This window comes from Kitasatospora sp. NPDC058444 (assembly GCF_042721415.1).
GTDB lineage: Bacteria > Actinomycetota > Actinomycetes > Streptomycetales > Streptomycetaceae > Kitasatospora.
On sequence record NZ_JBHXLL010000071.1, the window covers coordinates 1 to 18,028 of the forward strand.

General features: G+C 75.4%; 12 protein-coding genes. 7 read left to right on the forward strand and 5 right to left on the reverse strand.

Going from position 1 to position 18,028, the window contains the following annotated elements:
* The coding region (locus ACFWP2_RS38145; RefSeq protein WP_380460459.1) for an AraC family transcriptional regulator at positions 1 to 677 on the reverse strand (677 nt) is incomplete at its 3' end.
* Between the two features lie 334 nt (positions 678 to 1,011).
* Here ACFWP2_RS38145 and ACFWP2_RS38150 point away from each other — a divergent pair.
* From ACFWP2_RS38150 to ACFWP2_RS38170, 5 genes are all read left to right on the forward strand, one after another.
* Positions 1,012 to 3,759, forward strand: coding sequence for an AAA family ATPase (locus ACFWP2_RS38150; protein ID WP_380460461.1), 2,748 nt, complete (start codon positions 1,012 to 1,014; stop codon positions 3,757 to 3,759).
* 170 nt (positions 3,760 to 3,929) lie between these two features.
* The gene (locus ACFWP2_RS38155) at positions 3,930 to 5,183 is read left to right on the forward strand and encodes an ABC transporter substrate-binding protein (protein WP_380460463.1); all 1,254 of its coding nucleotides are present in this window, start codon (positions 3,930 to 3,932) and stop codon (positions 5,181 to 5,183) included.
* Positions 5,155 to 6,078 (forward strand): carbohydrate ABC transporter permease, encoded by a 924-nt coding sequence (locus ACFWP2_RS38160; RefSeq protein WP_380460465.1) that lies wholly within the window; start codon positions 5,155 to 5,157, stop codon positions 6,076 to 6,078. The genes ACFWP2_RS38155 and ACFWP2_RS38160 overlap by 29 nt, the downstream gene beginning before the upstream one ends.
* Positions 6,079 to 6,089: 11 nt before the next feature.
* Positions 6,090 to 6,908 carry a carbohydrate ABC transporter permease gene (locus tag ACFWP2_RS38165; RefSeq protein WP_380460467.1) on the forward strand — a complete coding sequence of 273 codons (819 nt, stop codon included), beginning with the start codon at positions 6,090 to 6,092 and terminating at the stop codon, positions 6,906 to 6,908.
* 121 nt (positions 6,909 to 7,029) lie between these two features.
* Positions 7,030 to 8,046 (forward strand): helix-turn-helix domain-containing protein, encoded by a 1,017-nt coding sequence (locus tag ACFWP2_RS38170; RefSeq protein ID WP_380460469.1) that lies wholly within the window; start codon positions 7,030 to 7,032, stop codon positions 8,044 to 8,046.
* A gap of 116 nt (positions 8,047 to 8,162) precedes the next feature.
* On the opposite strand, the gene ACFWP2_RS38175 is transcribed toward ACFWP2_RS38170, so the two are convergent.
* The 3 genes from ACFWP2_RS38175 to ACFWP2_RS38185 all read right to left on the reverse strand — a co-directional run bounded on the left by ACFWP2_RS38175 (position 8,163) and on the right by ACFWP2_RS38185 (position 12,870).
* A complete protein-coding gene (locus ACFWP2_RS38175; RefSeq protein ID WP_380460471.1) occupies positions 8,163 to 10,622 on the reverse strand; it encodes a penicillin acylase family protein in 2,460 nt (819 codons plus the stop codon).
* A gap of 245 nt (positions 10,623 to 10,867) precedes the next feature.
* Positions 10,868 to 11,557: a response regulator gene (locus ACFWP2_RS38180; protein ID WP_380460473.1), complete on the reverse strand. Its 690-nt coding sequence runs from the start codon at positions 11,555 to 11,557 to the stop codon at positions 10,868 to 10,870.
* A complete protein-coding gene (locus ACFWP2_RS38185; protein ID WP_380460475.1) occupies positions 11,554 to 12,870 on the reverse strand; it encodes a sensor domain-containing protein in 1,317 nt (438 codons plus the stop codon). The genes ACFWP2_RS38180 and ACFWP2_RS38185 overlap by 4 nt, the downstream gene beginning before the upstream one ends.
* 216 nt (positions 12,871 to 13,086) lie before the next feature.
* On the opposite strand from ACFWP2_RS38185, the gene ACFWP2_RS38190 reads away from it, so the two are divergent.
* A complete protein-coding gene (locus tag ACFWP2_RS38190; RefSeq protein WP_380460477.1) occupies positions 13,087 to 14,988 on the forward strand; it encodes an FtsX-like permease family protein in 1,902 nt (633 codons plus the stop codon).
* Between the two features lie 27 nt (positions 14,989 to 15,015).
* On the opposite strand, the gene ACFWP2_RS38195 is transcribed toward ACFWP2_RS38190, so the two are convergent.
* Positions 15,016 to 16,404, reverse strand: a complete 1,389-nt coding sequence (locus ACFWP2_RS38195) for an MFS transporter (RefSeq protein ID WP_380460479.1) — start codon at positions 16,402 to 16,404, stop codon at positions 15,016 to 15,018.
* 226 nt (positions 16,405 to 16,630) lie between these two features.
* Between ACFWP2_RS38195 and ACFWP2_RS38200 the strand changes: the two genes are divergently transcribed.
* Entirely contained in the window at positions 16,631 to 17,998 is a 1,368-nt protein-coding gene (locus ACFWP2_RS38200) for a condensation domain-containing protein (protein WP_380460481.1), read from the forward strand.
* Positions 17,999 to 18,028: the final 30 nt, after the last annotated feature.

An 18,028-nucleotide genomic window follows, 5' to 3' on the forward strand; every position in this document is an offset into this window, starting at 1 on the left:
GCGTCCAGCCGCCGCTGCCGCACCCACTGGCCCACGGTCATCCCGTCCTGCTGGAACAGCTTGTGCAGGTAGCGCACCGAGATGTGCTGCGCCCGCGCGATCGACTCCGGCGCGAGCTCGGGATCCGCCAGGTTCTCCTCGATGTACCCGCGCACCCGCGCCAGCAGCTCCCCCGAACCACCCGGTTGCTCGTCGTCCTCCCCCTCCAGCAGCTCCGCCACCAGGATCGCCACCAGGTCCGAGGCACTGCGCGCGAGGTGGTCGCCCGGCCGCGCCCGGTGCGCCCGGTCCCGCACCCGGGCGGCCAGGGTCGACAGGAACTGCGAGGCGAGCGCGCCGACCCCCTCGTTCCCCCGCGCCACCAGACCACCCGTACGCCGCACGTCACCGTGGCGCACCCCCAGGTAGAAGCACGGGAGCCGGAAGCGCACCATCCGGCACCCGGCCTCCCGCAGCAGCCCCGCCGGATGCGGCGACGTGCCGATCAGCAGGTCCCCCGGAGCCAGCGCGGTGCTGACCCCGTGGCGCCGGACGAGGGCCGCGCCGTCGATGTGCAGGGTGACGTAGAGGCAGTCCTCGGGATCGACGCCGGGCGGCGGGGACAGGACGTCGATGCAGGCGCCGACGGCCTGATCGGGCAGGTGGTGCGCGGGCTGGTGGTGCTCGGGTTCGGGCATGGGCGAGGGTCCCGACGGGATCACAGGGGGCTCCGACCGGTTCGATGGTGCTGTACGAGTGCGAGGGGGCGCCGGCTGGGATGGGCGGCAGCTGATGGTGAGATTCTCGCGGCGCACCGGACCGGCTGACCACCGACCGACGTAGGGATTGCCCGACGGAACTTCATCGCTCTGTAGCAACGGTCGGTCACCGTCCCCGCCGGCGGACTCGCCGCGCGGTGGGCGGCCGCGCACGGCGTACCCTCGGTAGGCCGCGACCAGCGGAGGACCAGGACCGTCCGCCGGCGCGGACGGAGCCCGACGTGGGCAGGCGAGTACGAGCGGGAAGGCGGACATGGCAGGGGCAGGCGGTCCGCTCTCCCGTAGCGGCCTGCGCGGCCGGGAGGCCGAGCTGGAGGAGCTCCAGGCGCTGATCACCTCGGTGGCCCGCACCGGCAGCGGGGCGCTGGCCCTGATCCAGGGGGAGCCGGGCATCGGCAAGACCACCCTGCTCGCCGAGGCCGCCGCCAGGGCCGGGGCGGCGGGGTTCTCCGTCGGCGTCGGCCGGGCCGACGAACTGCACCACATCGTGCCGCTCTCCTCACTGGCCAGCGCCGTCCTGCACGGCGAGCGGCCGCTGCTGTCCGGCGATGCCTTCGCCGACCTCGCCCGCGGTCACGATCAGCGGATCTGGCTGGTGGAACGCCTGGCGGAAGCCATCGAGGCCAGGGCGGGCAGCGTGCCGGTCCTGGTCGGCCTGGACGACGTGCAGTGGGCCGACGCGCTGAGCCGGTTCGCCCTGCAGCAGCTCCCGACGCGCCTGCGGACCTCGCCGGTGCTCTGGGCGCTGACCTCGCGTCGGGAGCCCTCGGGCCCGGCCGAGGAGATCCTCGCGGCCGCGGCCGGCGGCCTCCCGACGGTCACCGTGCCGCTGGGCCCGCTGTCCGGCGCGGCCCTGGGCCAGCTGGCCGGCGACACGCTCGGAGCGGCGGTGGACGGGCGGGTGCGGGCCGTGCTGGACGGCGCGGGCGGCAACCCCTTCCTGGCGGTCGAGATGCTGGCGGGTCTGCACGGTGCCGGGACCTCGGCGGAGGCCGTGCCGTCCGGGCTCGTGGTGGGCGTGCGCGGCAGGCTCAGGTCCCTGCGGCCCGGCACGCTGCGCTTCCTGCGGATGGGAGCGGTACTGGGACGCGGGTTCGGCTTCCAGGACGCCGCCGCGCTCTGCGGCCGGCCGACCACCGCGCTGATCCCGGCGCTGGAGGAGGCCGTGCGGGCCGGGCTCCTGGACGACGACGGCGACCGGCTGGTCTTCCGGCACGACCTGCTGCGCCAGGCGGTCTACGCCGACATCCCGCCGTCGGCGCGGCGGGCGCTGCACCGCGAGGCCGCTCGCGGCCTCGTCGCCGCGGGCCGGCCGACGATCGACGCGGTGCCGCACGTCCTCAGGGGCGCGGTGCCCGGGGACGAGGAGGCCGTGGCACTGCTGCGGCGGGCGGCCGAGGACGTCCTGTCGGTCACGCCGGGCCAGGCGGCCGACCTGATGACGCGTGCCCTCGACCTGGTGCCGGCGGCGGGGCCGCTGAGGTTCGCCGTGGGCGAGCGGACGATCGTCTGCCTGACCCGGGCCGGCCGGAACCGGGAGGCGCTGTCGGCGGGCGACCGGCTGCTGGCCGAGCGGCCGCCCCTGGAGACCTTCGGCCGGCTCCAGGCCGCCCTCGGCGGGACGCTGTGGACCATGGACCTCACCGACGAACTGCGCCGCCGGACCGAGGCCGCGCTCGCCGTGGAGGGCTTCGCCCCGGAGATCCGGGCCAGGCTGGCCGCCCTGCGCGCGGTGGCGCTGTCCCGGGGCCGTGATCTCGTCGCGGCGCGCGAGGCCGGCGAGACGGCGCTGGGTGACGCCATCGCGGCCGGCGACCGGGAGGCACACGTCCTGGCCCTGTCCGGGCTGGGCGAGATCGCGCTGAACGCGGGTGAGAACGCGCTCGCGCTGCGGCGCTTCGCCGCGCTGAGCGCCGTCGATCCCGTGTTCCTTCCGGAGGAGGTCGTCGCGCACCTGCACATGGACGACTTCGGGTCCGGCGGGCGCCTGCTCCTGGGAGCGGCGGACGGGGCCGGGGCGACGCGTCAGGCCATGATGCTCTGGGCGCAGGGCCAGCACGATCTGGGCCTCGGCCGGCTCGACGACGCCGAGGCGGGCTTCGCGACCATGGAGCGCCTGGAGGACGAGGTGCGGGTGCCCGTCCAGCAGGTGAACGGACGGGTGATCCGCTCCCGGATCGCCCTGCTGCGCGGCGACCGGGAGGCGGCGCGGGAGCACCTGGACGCGGCGCGGGAACGGCTGGCGGTCAAACCGAACCCGGGCAACACGGCCGCGGTGCGGTTCCTGGAAGCCGTCCACGCCGAGGCCGACGGGGACACCGGGCTCGCCGTCGACCGGATCCGCCGGGTGCAGCGGGAAGGGTCCCTCATGCGGTGGCGGCTGCTGCGGGACTGGGTCGATGCCGCGGTCCGCATGTCCCTGCGCGCCGGGGAGCGCGAGCTCGCCGAGGACCTGGCCGCGCAGGCCGAGGCCCACGCCGAGCGCAACCCGTCCGTGCCGACCGCCCGAGGCATCGCGGCGCAGGCCCGCGGGCTCGTGGACGAGGACCCCGCCCGGCTCGAACACGCCGTGGAGCTGCTCGGGGCGAGCCCTCGCCCGCTGGTCCGGGCCGCCGCGTGCGCCGACCTCGGGCAGGCCCTCCTGACGGCGGGACGGAAGGGCCGGGCCGTGGCCGCGCTGACCCGCGCGCGCGACGCCTTCGCCGAGTCGGGCGCCCACGCCGCGGCGGCCCTGGTGCGACGCGCCCTGGAGGAGGCCGGGTCCGGCAGCGGCCGGGCGGCCGCCGTGCGGCGCCCCGTCCAGGGGTGGGGCGCCCTCACGGCCTCGGAGCGGAAGGTCGCGAACCTCATCGCCCAGGGCCACACCAACCGGTCGGCCGCGGACGTGCTCGTCGTCTCCCCGCACACCGTCAACACGCACCTGACGTCGGTCTTCCGCAAGCTGTCGGTCAGTTCCCGGGTCCAGCTCGCCAATCTGGTCGCGGCCCTGCCGGACCGGTGATCCGGCAGGCCACCGGGCGCACGACGGGTACGGCCGGGGGTGTTTAATGAGCGTTCGAACGGAGGCGTCCGGTCGGACCGCTCCGCGGCCCCGGGCGTCCGTCCCCCTCGCGCGACCGACCCCGGCCGCCCCGTCACCCCATCACCCCGTCACCCGGCAAAGGCACCAGCATGATCCCACCGGCCAGATCGTCGGTGCGGCGGATCGCCGCGCTCCTGACCGGGACCCTCCTCCTGGTGCCCGCCGCCAGCGGGTGCGGCGCCGGAGCCGGTTCCGGGTCCGGCGGCGGCGAGGTGACCTCCATCACCGCGCTCGACTACTACACGGACGAGACCGAACACGCCCAGTGGGGCGAGCTGCTCACCGAGTGCGGCCGCACCGTCGGTGTGAAGGTCGAGCAGACGAGCGTTCCGGGGGCCTCCCTGATCCCCAAGGTCCTGCAGCAGGCGTCCTCGCGCACCCTCCCCGACCTGCTGATGCTCGACAACCCCGACCTGCAGCAGATCGCCCGGACCGGCGCGCTGACCCCGCTGGACGAGTACGGCATCGACTCCGGCGGCTTCGCCGAGGGCATCCTGGCGGCGGGCAGCTACCAGGGATCGGTGTACGGGCTGGCCCCCAACGTCAGCACCGTCGCCCTCGTCTACAACAAGGACATGCTCGACGAGGCCGGTGTCGCCGTCCCGAGGACCTGGGACGAGCTGAAGGCGGCGGCCGCGGCGCTGACCCGTCCCGGGCGCTACGGCATGGCGGTCGACGCCAACCCCACGTTCGAGGGCACCTGGCAGTTCCTGCCCTTCCTGTGGTCCAACGGCGGTGACGAGCGGCAGTTGGACACCCCCGAGGCCGCCGGGGCGCTCCGGCTCTGGGTCGACCTGGTGAACAGCGGATCCATGTCGAAGTCCGTGCTGAACTGGACGCAGGCCGACGTCCACGACCAGTTCGTCGCCGGGAAGACGGCCATGATGATCAACGGCCCGTGGCGGATCCCGGCCCTGAACCGGGAGGGGAACCCGCACTGGGGAGTGGCCCCCGTGCCCGTCCCCGAGCTGGGGCGGACCCCGGTCACACCGCTCGGCGGCGAGGTCTGGACCGTCCCCCGGAGCCCCTCCAAGGCCCGGCAGGAGAAGGCCGCCCGGGTCCTCGCCTGCCTGAACAGCCCCGCGAACATGCTCACCGCGGCCAGGCAGCACTTCACCGTGCCCTCGCGCACCGCGGAGGCCGCCCGGTACGCCGAGGAGATCCCCTCGATGGCCGCCTTCGCCCAGAGCGTGGAAGCGGCGCGCGCCCGCACCGGCGAGCTCGGCGTCGACTGGCCGAAGGCGGCGACGGCGATCTACACCGCGGTCCAGTCCGCCCTGACGGGTGAACGGACACCGGAGGAAGCCCTCAGGAATGCGCAGCGGCTCGCGACCGCCGACTGACCGGTCCCCGGGGCGCCTGCGGGAGCGAACGGCACAGTGGCTGTTCATCGCGCCCGCCGCGGCGTACCTGGCGCTGTTCTTCGGCTACCCGCTCGTCGAGAACCTCGTGATGAGCTTCCGGCAGCACACCGTCACGACGTTCTACACGGGCGAGGCGCCGTTCGTGGGGCTGCGGAACTACGCGAGCGTCCTCTCCTCCGACGCCTTCCCCGGAACCCTGCTGACCACGGCCCTGTTCACCGTCGCCTCGGTCCTCGGGCAGTTCGCCGCCGGCCTGGCCCTCGCCCTGTTCTTCCGCCGCCGCTTCCCGCTCGGTGACACGCTGCGATCGCTCCTGCTGCTGCCGTGGCTGCTGCCGCTGGTCGTCTCCGGAACCACCTGGCGGTGGATGCTCGACCCCGACACCGGAGTCGTCAACGCCGCGCTGCGCGGCCTCCACCTCTCCTCCTCCGGCGTCCCCTGGCTCACCGGCACCTCGCAGGCCTTGCTGTCGGTGGTCCTCGTCAACATCTGGGTCGGCATCCCCTTCAACACCGCGCTCCTGTACGGCGGGCTGCGGGACATCCCCGCCCACCTGTACGAGGCGGCGGAGCTGGACGGCGCCGGCCCGCGGGCGTCGTTCCGCCACATCACCTGGCCACTGCTTCGGCCGGTGGTCGGCGTCGTGCTGGTACTGGGCGTGATCTACACGCTCAAGGTGCTGGACCTCGTCCTCGTGGTGACGGGCGGCGGACCGGCCGACGCCACCGAGACCCTCGCCACCCGGTCCTACGAACTGTCCTTCCGGCAGTTCGACTTCGGGCGCGGTGCCGCGATGAGCAGTCTGCTCGTCCTGCTGTCGCTCGTGTTCGCCCTCGCCTACCTGCGCGCCGGCCGGCGCGCCCGGACCTTCTGAGAGGCGCCCCCGTGAAGCGCGCGCCCGGCCGCGGCGGCCCCCTGTCCACCGTCCTCGGCATCGCCCTGCTCGCGCTGATGCTGTTCCCCGTCTACTGGATGGTGAACGCCTCCCTCCAGCCGGCGGGCAGCCACCTGCGGGCCGGGTGGTTCCCGCTCCATCCGGACTTCGGCGGGTACGCCACCGCGCTGCGCGACCAGGGCCGCAACCTCGTCACCAGCCTCGTCGTGGCCCTCGGCAGCGTGGTGCTCAGCCTCGCGCTCGCCACCCCGGCGGCCTACGCGCTGGCCCTGTTCCGCCCGCGCGGAACGAACGTCGTCCTGTTCGGCGTGCTGATCACCCAGACGGTGCCGGGCATCGTCGTCGCCAACGCGCTGTACGGCGCCTACGCCGACCTCGGTCTCCTGAACTCCCACCTCGGGCTGGTCCTCGCCGACTCCACCGCGGGAACCCCCTTCGCGATCGTCGTCCTGTACGCGTTCATGCGGAGCATCCCCCGGGAGATCATCGAGGCGGCCCGGCTGGACGGCGCCGGCCGGCTGCGCGTCCTGCGCTCCGTGGTGCTCCCGCTGAGCGGGAACGCGCTGGTCACGGCCGCCGTCTTCACCTTCCTGTTCACCTGGAGCGACTTCCTCTTCGCCCTCACGCTCACCACCACCGAGACGGTCCGGCCGATCACACTGGGCATCTACCAGTACCTCGGCGCCCACACCGACCGGTGGAACGCCGTGATGGCCACCTCCGTCCTGGCAGCCGTCCCCGCCGCCGTCCTGCTCGTCCTCGCCCAGCGCCGCGTCACCGCCGCGGCGACCGACGGGGCCCTCAGGTGAGCGGCGGTTCCCGGCACCCGGGCCCGGCCGCCCGCTACCACCGGTGACGCGGGTGACGCACCACGGATCTGGTAGGTTCACGCGATGTTTCGCCGCCGGAGCCCTGGCATCGTGGCCCGCAGTGCACATCAGCGGGAAGGCGGAGACCATGGCGCCGGACGTCCGGGAGAGCGGCACCACCGTGCCCGCGTCCCTCTCCACCGCACCGCTGTCCCCCTCGGCCCGGGCGGAGGTCTGGCACGAGGCGGTGTCCCACACCTTCGTACCGATGGCGGTGGAACTCCTGGAGGAGGTGCCGTCGCCCGGAACGATCGTCAGCCACCGGCTGGGACCGGTGCGGATGTCCAGGATCCAGGCGGGGCCGCAGATGGTGACGCGCGGCCGGCGCATGATCGCCGAGGGCGGCGAGCCGTCGATCATCCTGACCCTGCAGGAGCACGGCACCGCGGTCAAGGAACAGGACGGGCGGGAGTCGGTCGTCCGGCCGGGCGAGTTCTCCCTCACCGATTCGTCCCGGGTGTTCCGCAAGCGGATCGGCGAGGAGTTCGCCATCACCTCCTTCCACTTCCCCCGCGCGGAGCTGGACGTGCCGGAGCGGGACCTGCGGGCGCTGACCGCGACGACGTTCAGCGGCGCCGAGGGCAGCGCGGCCCTGGTGGCGACCTACCTGTCGCAGCTGGCGCGCCAGGCGCCGGGGCTGGACGAGGTCGTCGCGCGCCGGGCCTCGGCCACGGCGCTGGATCTGCTGGCGATGCTCGTCGACGACCGCAGCGGGCGCTCCCGGCAGCAGGGCTCGCAGAACGCGGCCTCGCTGGAGCGGGTCAAGGAGCACATCCTGCGGAACCTGCGCGATCCGGACCTCTCGCCGGCCGGTATCGCGGAGGCGAACTTCATGTCGGTGCGCTTCCTCCACAAGCTGTTCCAGCAGGAGGACGTCACGCTCGGCACCTGGATCCGGACGCAGCGGCTGGAGCGCTGCGGCCGGGACCTCCTGCGGCCGATGGCCGAGGAACTCGGGGTGGCGGGGATCGCCCGGCGCTGGGGCTTCGCCAACTCCAGCCACTTCAGCCGCGCCTTCCGCGAGGCCTACGGGGTGTCGCCGACGGACTGGCAGGCCGGCGCCGGGCCGGTGGGCTGACCGGCTGACGCGAGCGCCGACGGACCGGGTGGACCGGGCGGAACGGGCGGTACCGGCGCTCCGGGCGGCCGCCGTCACGGGAACGGCGGCCGCCCGGAGCGCGGGACGACGACGGGTCAGCGCCGCAGGACGGTGACGGTGAGGCCCGGGGCGGAGCGGATCTCGGCCTCGGTGAAGCGCTCGGTCATCCACTGCTTGCGGGCGTAGGCGCGGGTCTGGTCGGTGAAGTGGGCGGAGGTCGGGTCGGCGGACTCGCCGTAGGTGAGCAGCGTCCGGGTGCGCGGGCCCCGGTCGGTCAGCTCGGTCGCCATCACGAAGGTGGCGCCGTGCGGAACGCTGCGGACGTCCGTCGGGTAGGTGCCGCCGCCGGCGCCCGAGTCCGGTCCGGCCGTGACCACGTTGAAGCAGCCCAGCTGGTGGGAGCAGCCGTGCAGCGGGATGCCCGCCCAGCGCTGGACCCGGCCGATCGGGGCGTCCACCGGCAGGCCGCGGGCGGCCAGGTCCCTCACCGCGTCGGCCAGGGCGCGCTGGGCGTCGGGGTTGGCGGCGTCGATGCCGCGCGGGGTGGTCAGCGGCTGGGCCGGGTCGGCCGGCACCGTCTGCCAGGCGGTGGTGCCGGTCTTCGCCAGCGCGTCCCGGTACGCCTGCCAGAGCACGGTGCCCCGGCTGTCGGCGTCGGCCCTCGTGTCCCAGGCCGCGAGCGCGTCGCACGCCGGGCGCACGTCGACCTGGGTGCCGTCGGACGCGGCGATCCGCGGGTGGGCGCGGCACAGGGCCACGGCGTCGTCGCGGTCGAGTTCGGCGCTCTGTACCCGGTTGCCGAACATCGTCGCCTGGAGCGAGCCGAGGGTGAAGCCGGGGGCGCCGAGGCCGTCGGTGCCGGCCCTGCGGTCGGCGATCATCTTCAGGCTCAGCTGGGTGCGCAGCATCCGCTCGGAGGCGCCCTGGTAGACGGTGGGCAGGCCGGTGATCGGCGCGTCCGCGTTGGTCAGGTACGGGCCGCTGTTGGAGTTGGCGACGTAGTCGGTGCGGGTGAGCGCCGGGTGCCTGGCGGGCCCGAAGACGCCGGGGACGAGCGCGTCCGGGTCGCTGCCCGGGTCGCAGGCGGTGGTCGAACCGTCCAGCACCGGCCCGATGGCGGTGACTCCGGCCAGGCAGCGGCCGAGTTGCTCGTCGGGGAGGTGCGGGACGGCGGAGGCGTCGGTGAACCAGGTGGTGCCGCTGGAGTCGACGGCCGTGGTGTACACCCAGGGCAGGCCCTGGTAGGTGCGCTGGGCCTGGCGCAGCTGGTCGAGGTTCTGGGCGCGGCCGATCGCCACCCACTGGTTCAGCGAGCGGAGGTTCTCGGCGTTGGCGTCGCCCAGGGTGTAGGCGTACTGCCCGGTCCAGCCCTCGGCGAGGACGTAGCCGAGGCGGGAGCGGTAGACGGTCCGGTCCACGGTGGAGAGCGTCCCGTCGGCGGCCTTGACGGTGATCCTGACGGCCTCCTGGGCCATCCGCTCGGCCTTGCCGTCCACCAGGTACGCGGTCGGGTCGCCGGGCACCAGCGTGAGCCGGTGGAGGGAGGAGTGTTCCGCGTAGCTGGTGGTGTGGCTCCAGGCGAGGCCGCGGGTGTGGCCGATCTGGAGGAACGGGATGCCGTACAGTCCGGCGCCGGCGACGTCCAGGACGCCGGGGATGGTCAGCTGGGCCTGGTAGAAGCGCTGCGAACCGGCCCACTGCAGGTGGGGGTTGGCCAGCAGCAGGCCGGTGCCGTCGCGGCTGGCGTCGCGTCCGATCGCCCAGGCGTTGCTGCCGAGTTCGGGGTTGTCGGCGGAACGGCCCGGCCCGGTCTCGGGAGCGGACGCCGCGAGGGCTGACGCCGCGGAACCTGGCGCCGCGGAACCTGGCGCCGCGGGGGCGATCGCGGCTCCGGCTCCCGGGACGGCCGTGGCGATCAGCTTCTTCGCGGCGGCGCTGCCCGCTTCGGTGTTGACGTCGTAGAGGATGTTCCACAGGTCGTCAGCGGTGATCGGCCCGACCCAGGCCTTCCCCCGGCAGGACGGGTCCGGCAGGTGGTCGGCGCCGGTGTCGCGCAGGTAGCGGTTGTACCCGGCGACGTAGCCGTCCACCAGCTGCCGCGCCTCGCCGGTCGGCCCCAGCGGCGCGGGGGCGGCCAGCAGCCGCCGCACCGTCCCGGTGCCCAGCACGCCCCGCTGGTAGGTGTCGCTCACCAGGTTGGTCACCCGGTCGACGGACTGGGCGTCCGGACCGAAGTGGCGCGAGCGCTCGCCGCGCACGGTGACCACCTGGTCGGCGAGCTGGCACAGGTTGTCCTGGGCGAAGGCGTACCCGTAGCCGTAGCCGAGGCCGCCGAAGTCGCGGGCGAGGACGTGCGGGACGCCGTACTCGGTCCGGCTGACCTTCGCGGTCCAGCCTCCCCGGTCGGCCCCGAGGTCGGTGTCCGCGGCCTGTGCCGCCGCGGGCGCCAGCGCCGTCAGCAGGGCGGACGTCAGCCCGAGCGCGAGCGCGCCCGATCCGAACCGCCGTAGGCGCGAGCGGATCTGACGTCCGCTCACATGCGTGTTCTCCATCATGGCTCCCAAGGTGCGGCCCCGGGTGACCGCCGGTCATCGCCCCTCGGGACGACTCGTCCTCGGCCGCTCGGACGATTCGTGTACGCCTCGGGTAGGGGATGTCCCCCACCCCCACCGCCTCTCCCGTCGGACGATGCGGTTGTCGATCATCAGGGTCCGGCACTCCGCGCGCCCGGCGGCCTCACCCGAACGGGGGCGGCGGACGGGGGCGCGCCCGCGGCGGACGGGAGCCGCCGCGGGCGTCCTCACGCCCGGAGGTACTCCAGCACCGCCAGCACCCGGCGGTGGGTCTCCTCGGCCGGGGGCAGGTCCAGCTTCATCAGGATGTTGCCGATGTGCTTGCTCACCGCCGCCTCCGACACCGTCAGCTCCCGGCAGATCGCCGCGTTCGACCGCCCCTGCGCCATCAGCGCCAGCACCTCCCGCTCGCGCGGGGTGAGCCGCTCCAGCGGGCTGCGGCGGCGGCGCAGCAGTTGCCGGACCACCTCCGGGTCGACCACCGTGCCCCCGGCGGCCACCGTGCCCCCGGCGGCCACCGTGCCGAGGGCGGCAACGAACTCCTCGACCTGCCCGATCCGGTCCTTCAGCAGGTAGCCGACCCCGCAACCGTCCCCCGCCTCCAGCAGCCGGGCCGCGTAGGAGTGCTGCACGTACTGGCTGAGCACCAGGACGGGCAGCCCGGGGCGGCGTTCGCGCAGCGCGAGGGCCGCCCGGAGCCCCTCGTCGCTCTGGCCCGGCGGCATCCGGACGTCCGTGACCACGAGGTCCGGCCGGTGCTCCCCGACCGCCGTCCGCAGCGCCTCGGCGTCCCCGACGGCCGCCACCACCTCGTGCCCGAACCGGGCCAGCAGGCCGACCAGGCCCTCGCGCAGCAGGACGCCGTCCTCGGCCAGCACCACCCGCAGGCCGTCCGCCGCCGGTCCACTCGTCGTCATGCCGCTCCTCGGTCGATCGGGGTGCAGGGGATCTCCACCCGCACCAGGGTCGGTCCGCCGGGCGGACTGCTGACGGTCAGTGTGCCGTGCACCACCGCGACCCGGTCGGCCAGCCCGGTCAGTCCGGTGCCGCGCGCCGGGTCGGCACCGCCGCGGCCGTCGTCCGTCACCTCGATCGTCAACCGGCCGTCCGCGTACCGGCCTTCGACCGTCGCGCCGCTCGCGCCACTGTGCTTGGCGAGGTTGGCGAGCGCCTCGGTGACGGCGAAGTAGCCGGCCGACTCGACCGGGGCCGGCAGCCGCCCGGGCAGCTCGAAGCGGGTGTCGACGGGGACGGGCGAGCGGTCGGCGGCGTCCGCGCAGGCCTCCTGCAGGCCGTGGTCGGTGAGCACCTGCGGATGGATGCCGTTGATCAACTCCCGTAGTTCGGCGAGGACTTCACCCGCCTCCCGGTGCGCCTCGGCCAGCCGGGCCGCCAGCGGACCGTCCGCCGGCGCGTCCAGCCGGGCCAGCCCGAGCGCCATGGTCAGCGCCACCAGCCGCTGTTGGGCGCCGTCGTGCAGATCGCGCTCGATCCGGCGCCGCTCCGCCTCGAAGGCGTCCACCAACCGGGCCCGCGAGCGCACCAGTTCACCGATCCGCTGCTCCTGCCCACCCGGCGCCAGCACCAGCCGGGCCAGCGCCGCCCGCGCCGCCGCCAGGGCGGCCAGCGGGTAGGCGAGCAGCGGGAGCAGCAGCAGTCCGGCCAGCCCGAGCAGGGCGGCCGTCACCGGCGAGTGCACCACGACCACCTTGAGCACGTTGACCTGCTCGCCGTCGCGCAGGAGCAGCGGCAGTGCCGCGATCAGGTACCCGGGCACGGCGAGGGCGCAGCCGGCCACCGCCAGGTCGATCGGCCAGAGCACGAAGGCGGCCAGCAGTGCGAAGCCCAGCTCCCGCCAGGTCGCCTGCTCGCGGTAGCGCAGCCGCAACCAGGCGGCCAGGCCCGGCACTTGGGCGGCGAGGTGCGGGTCCGGCACCCGCCCGCCGTCCAGGAAGCGGACCAGCCGCCGCTCCCAGGCGGCGACCGGCACCCCGGCCAGGACCAGCGCGGCCGCCAGCGGCAGCCCGACCAGCACCACCGTCAGAACCCCGGCGACCAGCCCCGAGAGCAGCAGCCCGAAGCAGAGCAGCAACCCGCTCAGTCCGGTGGCCAGCAGGTACCCGGCCGCCCGCCAGGGGGCGCCGGAGCGCAGGAAGCCGGCCCCGTCCGGCGGCGCCCACAGGCTCCTCGCCCCCGGCGCGGTCGTTCCGGTCGCCGTACTGCCGCTCACCCTGCCCCCTCCAGCCCAGCAACCCCGTCGGCACCACACCCTAGGCACCGGGCGGACGCGCCGGCGGTAGGGCCCGGCCTACCTTTTCCCGCATCCTCCCCCGGCCCCCGGGGCCCGCCGCCGGGGGATCCCCCCTACGGGTAGGGCCTCCCCTACCCCCCGGAGTAGGCCCCGGCCTGCTGACCGCCCCCGCCCCCGGCCGGTTCGCTGGACGCCATGAGAACGCTGCGGATCGCCCTCACCTCCCTGACCACCCGCTGGCCCTCCCTGCTCGGCGCCTTCCTCTCCCTCGCGCTCGGCGTCGCGATGACCGCCGTGATGCTGCTCGGCCTCGCCGCCGCGCTCGACGCACCGCCCGGCGGCGGCGGGGAGTTGGTCTCGCTGGTCGCCGCGCTCGGCACCGCCGGCGGGGTGAGCACCTTCGTGTCGGCGTTCGTCGTCGCCTCCACCTACTCGTACGCCGTCGTCCGGCGCCGCCGCGAGTTCGGCCTGCTCCGGCTGGCCGGGGCCACCCGGGCCCAGGTCCGGCGCACGGTGCTCGCCGAGGCGCTGCTGCTCGGCACGGCCGCGTCCGCCGCCGGCTGCGTGCTCGGCCGGCTCGGCGCGCCCGCGCTCGTCCGGTGGCTGTCCGGGGTCGGCATGGCCCCGCCCGGCTTCGCCCCGAGCCCTGCGGCCTGGCCGCTGCACGCCGCGTTCTGGACCGGCCTGCTGGTCGCCCTGGGCGGGGTCGCGGTGGCCGCCCACCGCGCGGGCCGGGTCGGCCCGCTGGACGCCCTGCGCGCGGCCGACCTCGACACCGGGGTGCTGACCCGCGGCCGGCTGCTGCTCGGCCTCGGCCTGTTCGTCACCGCCGCCGCGCTGGCCGGCACCGCGCTCGTCACCGACCCCGCCGATCTGCTGCACCGCAAGACGTACACCACCCAGCCGATGTGGCTGATCTGCGCGGCCGGACTGCTCTCCCCGCTCCTGGCGCCGCCGCTGGTCCGGGTGCTCGGCCTGCTGCTGCCCGTGCGGCTCACCGGGTACGCGGGCCGGCTGGTGCCCGCCAACGCCGCCGCCGCGTTGCGCCGTACGGGCGCGGTGGCCGCGCCGGTACTGGTGGCGGTGGCGCTGACCGGCTCCCTGGCCGGCGCGCTGGACACTGTGGCCGCCGCCCGGGCCGCCGAGGCCCGGGCCCGGACCGCCGCCGACCTGGTCGTCCGCCCCGCCGGCCCGGCGGCGCCGCTGCTGGCCGCCCTGCGGACCGTCCCCGGAGTGAGCGCCGTCTCGGCGACCGCGCCCACCGCGCTGTCCCTCGTCGAGCCGGACGGCGTCACCGTCCGGTCCGAGGCCCGCAGCGCCGACCCGGCCGGTCTGGCCGCCCTCGCCCGGCTCCCCCTGCTCGCCGGCTCCCCGGCCGACCTCGACGACGACTCCCTGGTCCTGCCCGCCGAGTGGGGCCGTGCGGTCGGCGAGCCGGTCCCGGTGGTCCGGGCCGACGGCAGCCGGACCGTCCTGCGGGCCGCCGCCGTGCTGCGCGACGGTCTGGGCGACAACGGGCTGTACGTCACCGCCGCCAACGCCCCGGGCGCCCGGGTGGACCGCATCGAGGTCCGGCTCGCCCCCGGCACCGACGGCGCGGCCGCCCTCGGCCGCACCCGCGCCGCCCTCCGCCCGTACGGCGCGACGGTCCTCGACCGGGCCGGCTGGCTCGCCGCCGCCTCCCCCTCGACGGCCCGGATCTCCTGGCTCCGGACCGTCCTGGTGCTCGGCCTCGCGCTCGTCTACACCGCGATCGCGCTCGCCAACACGCTGCTCACCACCACCGGGGACCGCCGCCGCGAACTCGCCCTGCTCCGGCTGGCCGGCGCCACCCGGGGGCAGGTGGTGCGCCTGGTGACCGCCGAGGCGGTGCTGGTGGCGGCGGTCGGCGTGGTGCTCGGCTGCGCCGTGGCCGGTGCCCAACTCGGCGCCATGCACGCGGCGTTGGGCGTCCTCGGCGCACCGGGGCCGTGGGCGCTGCCGTGGCGCCCGGTCGGGCTGGTGGCGGCCGGGGCGGTGCTCCTCGCGGCCCTGTGCGCCGCCCCGGCCGCCGCCTGGATGCTCCGCCACCGCCCGGTCACGGCCGCCGCCCGCTGAGCGGCCCGGCCCGGGCGCCGGAGCGCCTCAGCCCACCGTGGCCGACGACGATGCCGACGCCGTGGCCGGCCTCGCCGGCTCGACCGCGACGCCCTCGGCGCCCTTGGCCTCCTTGGCCTCCTGGGCTTCCTTGGCCTCTTCGACCTCCCCGGTCGCTCCGCCCAGCGTCGCCAGCCGCCGCAGGCTGGCCCGGCGCTGGAGCGCGCCGAGGCCGACGGTCGCCGCGCCGAGCCCGAGCCAGCCGAGCGGCCCGGCCGCCATCACCACCCCGGTCAGCAGCAGCGGCCCCACCGACTTCTGCACCGACTGGGACATCCCGGCGACCCCCAGGTACGAGGCCCGGGCGCCCGGCGGGGCCAGCACCACCGCCAGCTCCCAGGAGCTGACCGACCGCAGCAGTTCCGCCAGGGTGATCAGGATCGCCGCGGCCAGCAGCGCGACCGAGGCCACGACCGGCCCGGCGCCGGTGGCGAGCACGATCAGCAGGCAGCCGCCCAGCACCGTCACCCCGTACCAGCGCACCGCGGCGGCCGCCCCGAGCGCCCCCTCCGCCCAGGCCGAGACCCGCAGTTGGAGCAGCACCACGAGCACCGTGTTGAGCACCAGGAAGACCGGGACGACGGCGTGCGGCGCGCCGGTGTGGTGGACCAGCCAGAGCGGCAGCCCGACGTTGAGGATCGAGTCGTCCAGGTTCAACGGCATGTCCAGCAGGACGAACCGCAGGTAGCCGCGGTCGCGCCAGGGGCTCGGCACGGCGGACGGCGCCCCGGCGGGCCCGTCGCCGGGCGCGTCGCCGGCCTTCGCCGCGACCAGGCCGCGCCCGGACGGTTCCCGGGTGCGCCAGACCAGCGCGGCGGCCAGCACGTAGGACAGCCCGTTGGCCGCGATCAGCACCCGGTAGGCACCCGTGGTCCCCACCGCCAGTCCGATCGCGGCGACGCCCGCGCCGAGCGCGTACCCGGCGTTGGCCACACTGCGGAACAGCGCCTGGTAGGTGGCCCGCCGCTCGCCCGCCACCCGGGTCGCGAACAGCATCTCCAGCGTCTTGGCGGCCCGCTCGGCCAGGCAGATCAGGGCCACCACGGGCAGCAGCGCGGCGAAGTCGTCGACCACCAGGAGCAGCCCCATCGCCCCCAGCCTCAGCAGGTGGCAGCCGATCAGCAGCCACCGCACCGGCATCCGTTCGGCCGCCCGCCCGGCCAGCGGGGATCCGGCGATCCCGGCCACCGCCCCCACCCCGAGCAGCAGGCCCAGCTGCCGCGCGTCCATCCCGCACACGTAGGTGAAGTAGAGCACCGAGGCCGCCGCCCAGACGCCCGTGCCGGTCCGGTCGACGCACTGCGCCAGCAGCATGATCCGCGCGTCCCGCCCGCCCGGCGGCCGCCGCAGCTGCGCTATCAGTCCGTTTCCCCGCATGGCAGTCCCCCGTCGCACGATCGGCATCAATCTCGACATCAAGATACTTCATATCAAGAGACTTGCGAACCCCCGAGAACGCCGGCAGCGCCCGACCACCCGCGGCGGCGACGGCGGCACAGCCCTCGACGCGCGGCGGACGGTGCGCCACACTCTCCCCAGCAGCACCCGCGCTCCCAACGCACCGGCACGACTCAACGACCACCGCACCACGGAGAGCCGATCGGTGACCATTCGCCAACTGCTGGAGATCCCGTTCTCGTCCGGCCGGACCGGATCCGGCCCGGCCACCTGGGGCCAACGGGCCATCTGGGACGCCGTGCGGCAGCTGCCGCCGGCCGACGCGCCGCGCTACAACATCGCCACCGCGGCGCCGCTGGACCCGGGGCTGCCGCTGCCGGTCCTGCTGACCGCGCTGGAGCGACTGCTGCACCTGCACGACTCGCTGCACACCCGGCTGCTCCCGGACGGGACCGGCGACCTCCGCCAAATCGTGGACGGCGAAGGCACCTTGGGCATCCACCTGGTGGCCGCCGGGGAGCACCAGGACCCGGCCGGGCCCGGCGCTCTGCTACACGAGGAGCTGGCGGCACAGGCCTTCGACACCGCCACCCAGTGGCCGGTCCGGATCGGCGCGGTGACGGCGGACGGGCTGGTCCGGCACGTCAGCCTGGTGCTCTCGCACACCGCGGTGGACGGCTCCGGAATGAGCCGGCTGGTCGCCGACCTGACCGCGCTCTGCCTCGGCGCCACCCTGGAGGAGCTGAGGGAGCCGCGCCGGTCCACCCGACAGCCGCTGGAGGAGGCGGAGTTCCAGAACTCCGACCGGGGCCTGCGGCGCGATGCGGCGGCCCGCGGGCAGTTCGTGCGCAAGCTCCGGCTGGGCCCGGCCCGGCTCTTCCCGCCGGCCGGCGGGCAGCCCGCCCGGTTCCCGAACGCGGTGCTCCGCTCCCCCGCCCTGCCCCGGGCCGTCGAGCAGGTGGCCGCCCGGCACCGGGTCAGCACGGGCTCGGTGCTGCTCGCCGCGACGGCGGCGATGACCGCCCGGCTCGCCGGCACGACCGAGGCCGTGCTGAACGTCGTGGTCAACAACCGCTTCCTGCCCGAACTGACCGACGCGGCGAGCGTGGTCGCGGGCGACGGCCTGTTCCGTCTTCCGGACGCCACGGGCGAGTTCGGCGAGGTGGTGCGCCGGACCCACGCCGCGGCGATCGGCACCTACCGCCACGCGTACTACGACAAGCTGGCGCTGGCCGCCGAGATCGAGCGGCTGACCGGCGAGGGGGTCCGACTGGCCGACCGGTCCTGCGTGTTCAACGACACCCGGGAGCTGCTCCCGGCCGCGGCCGACCCCGGCGCGGACCGGACCACGCTCACCTGGCCGGTGGAGTTCGAACCACGCCCCGGCCTGACCTTCGCCCTGGACGCCCTGCAGTCCGCGGAGGCGCTGAGCCTGGCCATGACGGCGGACCCGTTCCTGCTCCCGCGGTCCGCGATGGAGCGGTTCCTCTACGGCATCGAGGAGTTGATCCTCACCGAGGCCGGCTCGAACCCCGGGATCGCGCCCGCGCCCGCGCCCGCTGAGCTCGCTTGAACCTGACACCGATGTCAAGTTCTACCGTAC

Bases quoted from the DNA above. Each gene is read 5' to 3' on its own strand.
- ACFWP2_RS38150 (WP_380460461.1), top strand. From the start codon at position 1,012: ATGGCAGGGGCAGGCGGTCCGCTCTCCCGTAGCGGCCTGCGCGGCCGG.
- ACFWP2_RS38155 (WP_380460463.1), top strand. From the start codon at position 3,930: ATGATCCCACCGGCCAGATCGTCGGTGCGGCGGATCGCCGCGCTCCTG.
- ACFWP2_RS38160 (WP_380460465.1), top strand. From the start codon at position 5,155: ATGCGCAGCGGCTCGCGACCGCCGACTGACCGGTCCCCGGGGCGCCTG.
- ACFWP2_RS38175 (WP_380460471.1), bottom strand. From the start codon at position 10,622: ATGATGGAGAACACGCATGTGAGCGGACGTCAGATCCGCTCGCGCCTA.
- ACFWP2_RS38180 (WP_380460473.1), bottom strand. From the start codon at position 11,557: ATGACGACGAGTGGACCGGCGGCGGACGGCCTGCGGGTGGTGCTGGCC.
- ACFWP2_RS38190 (WP_380460477.1), top strand. From the start codon at position 13,087: ATGAGAACGCTGCGGATCGCCCTCACCTCCCTGACCACCCGCTGGCCC.
- ACFWP2_RS38195 (WP_380460479.1), bottom strand. From the start codon at position 16,404: ATGCGGGGAAACGGACTGATAGCGCAGCTGCGGCGGCCGCCGGGCGGG.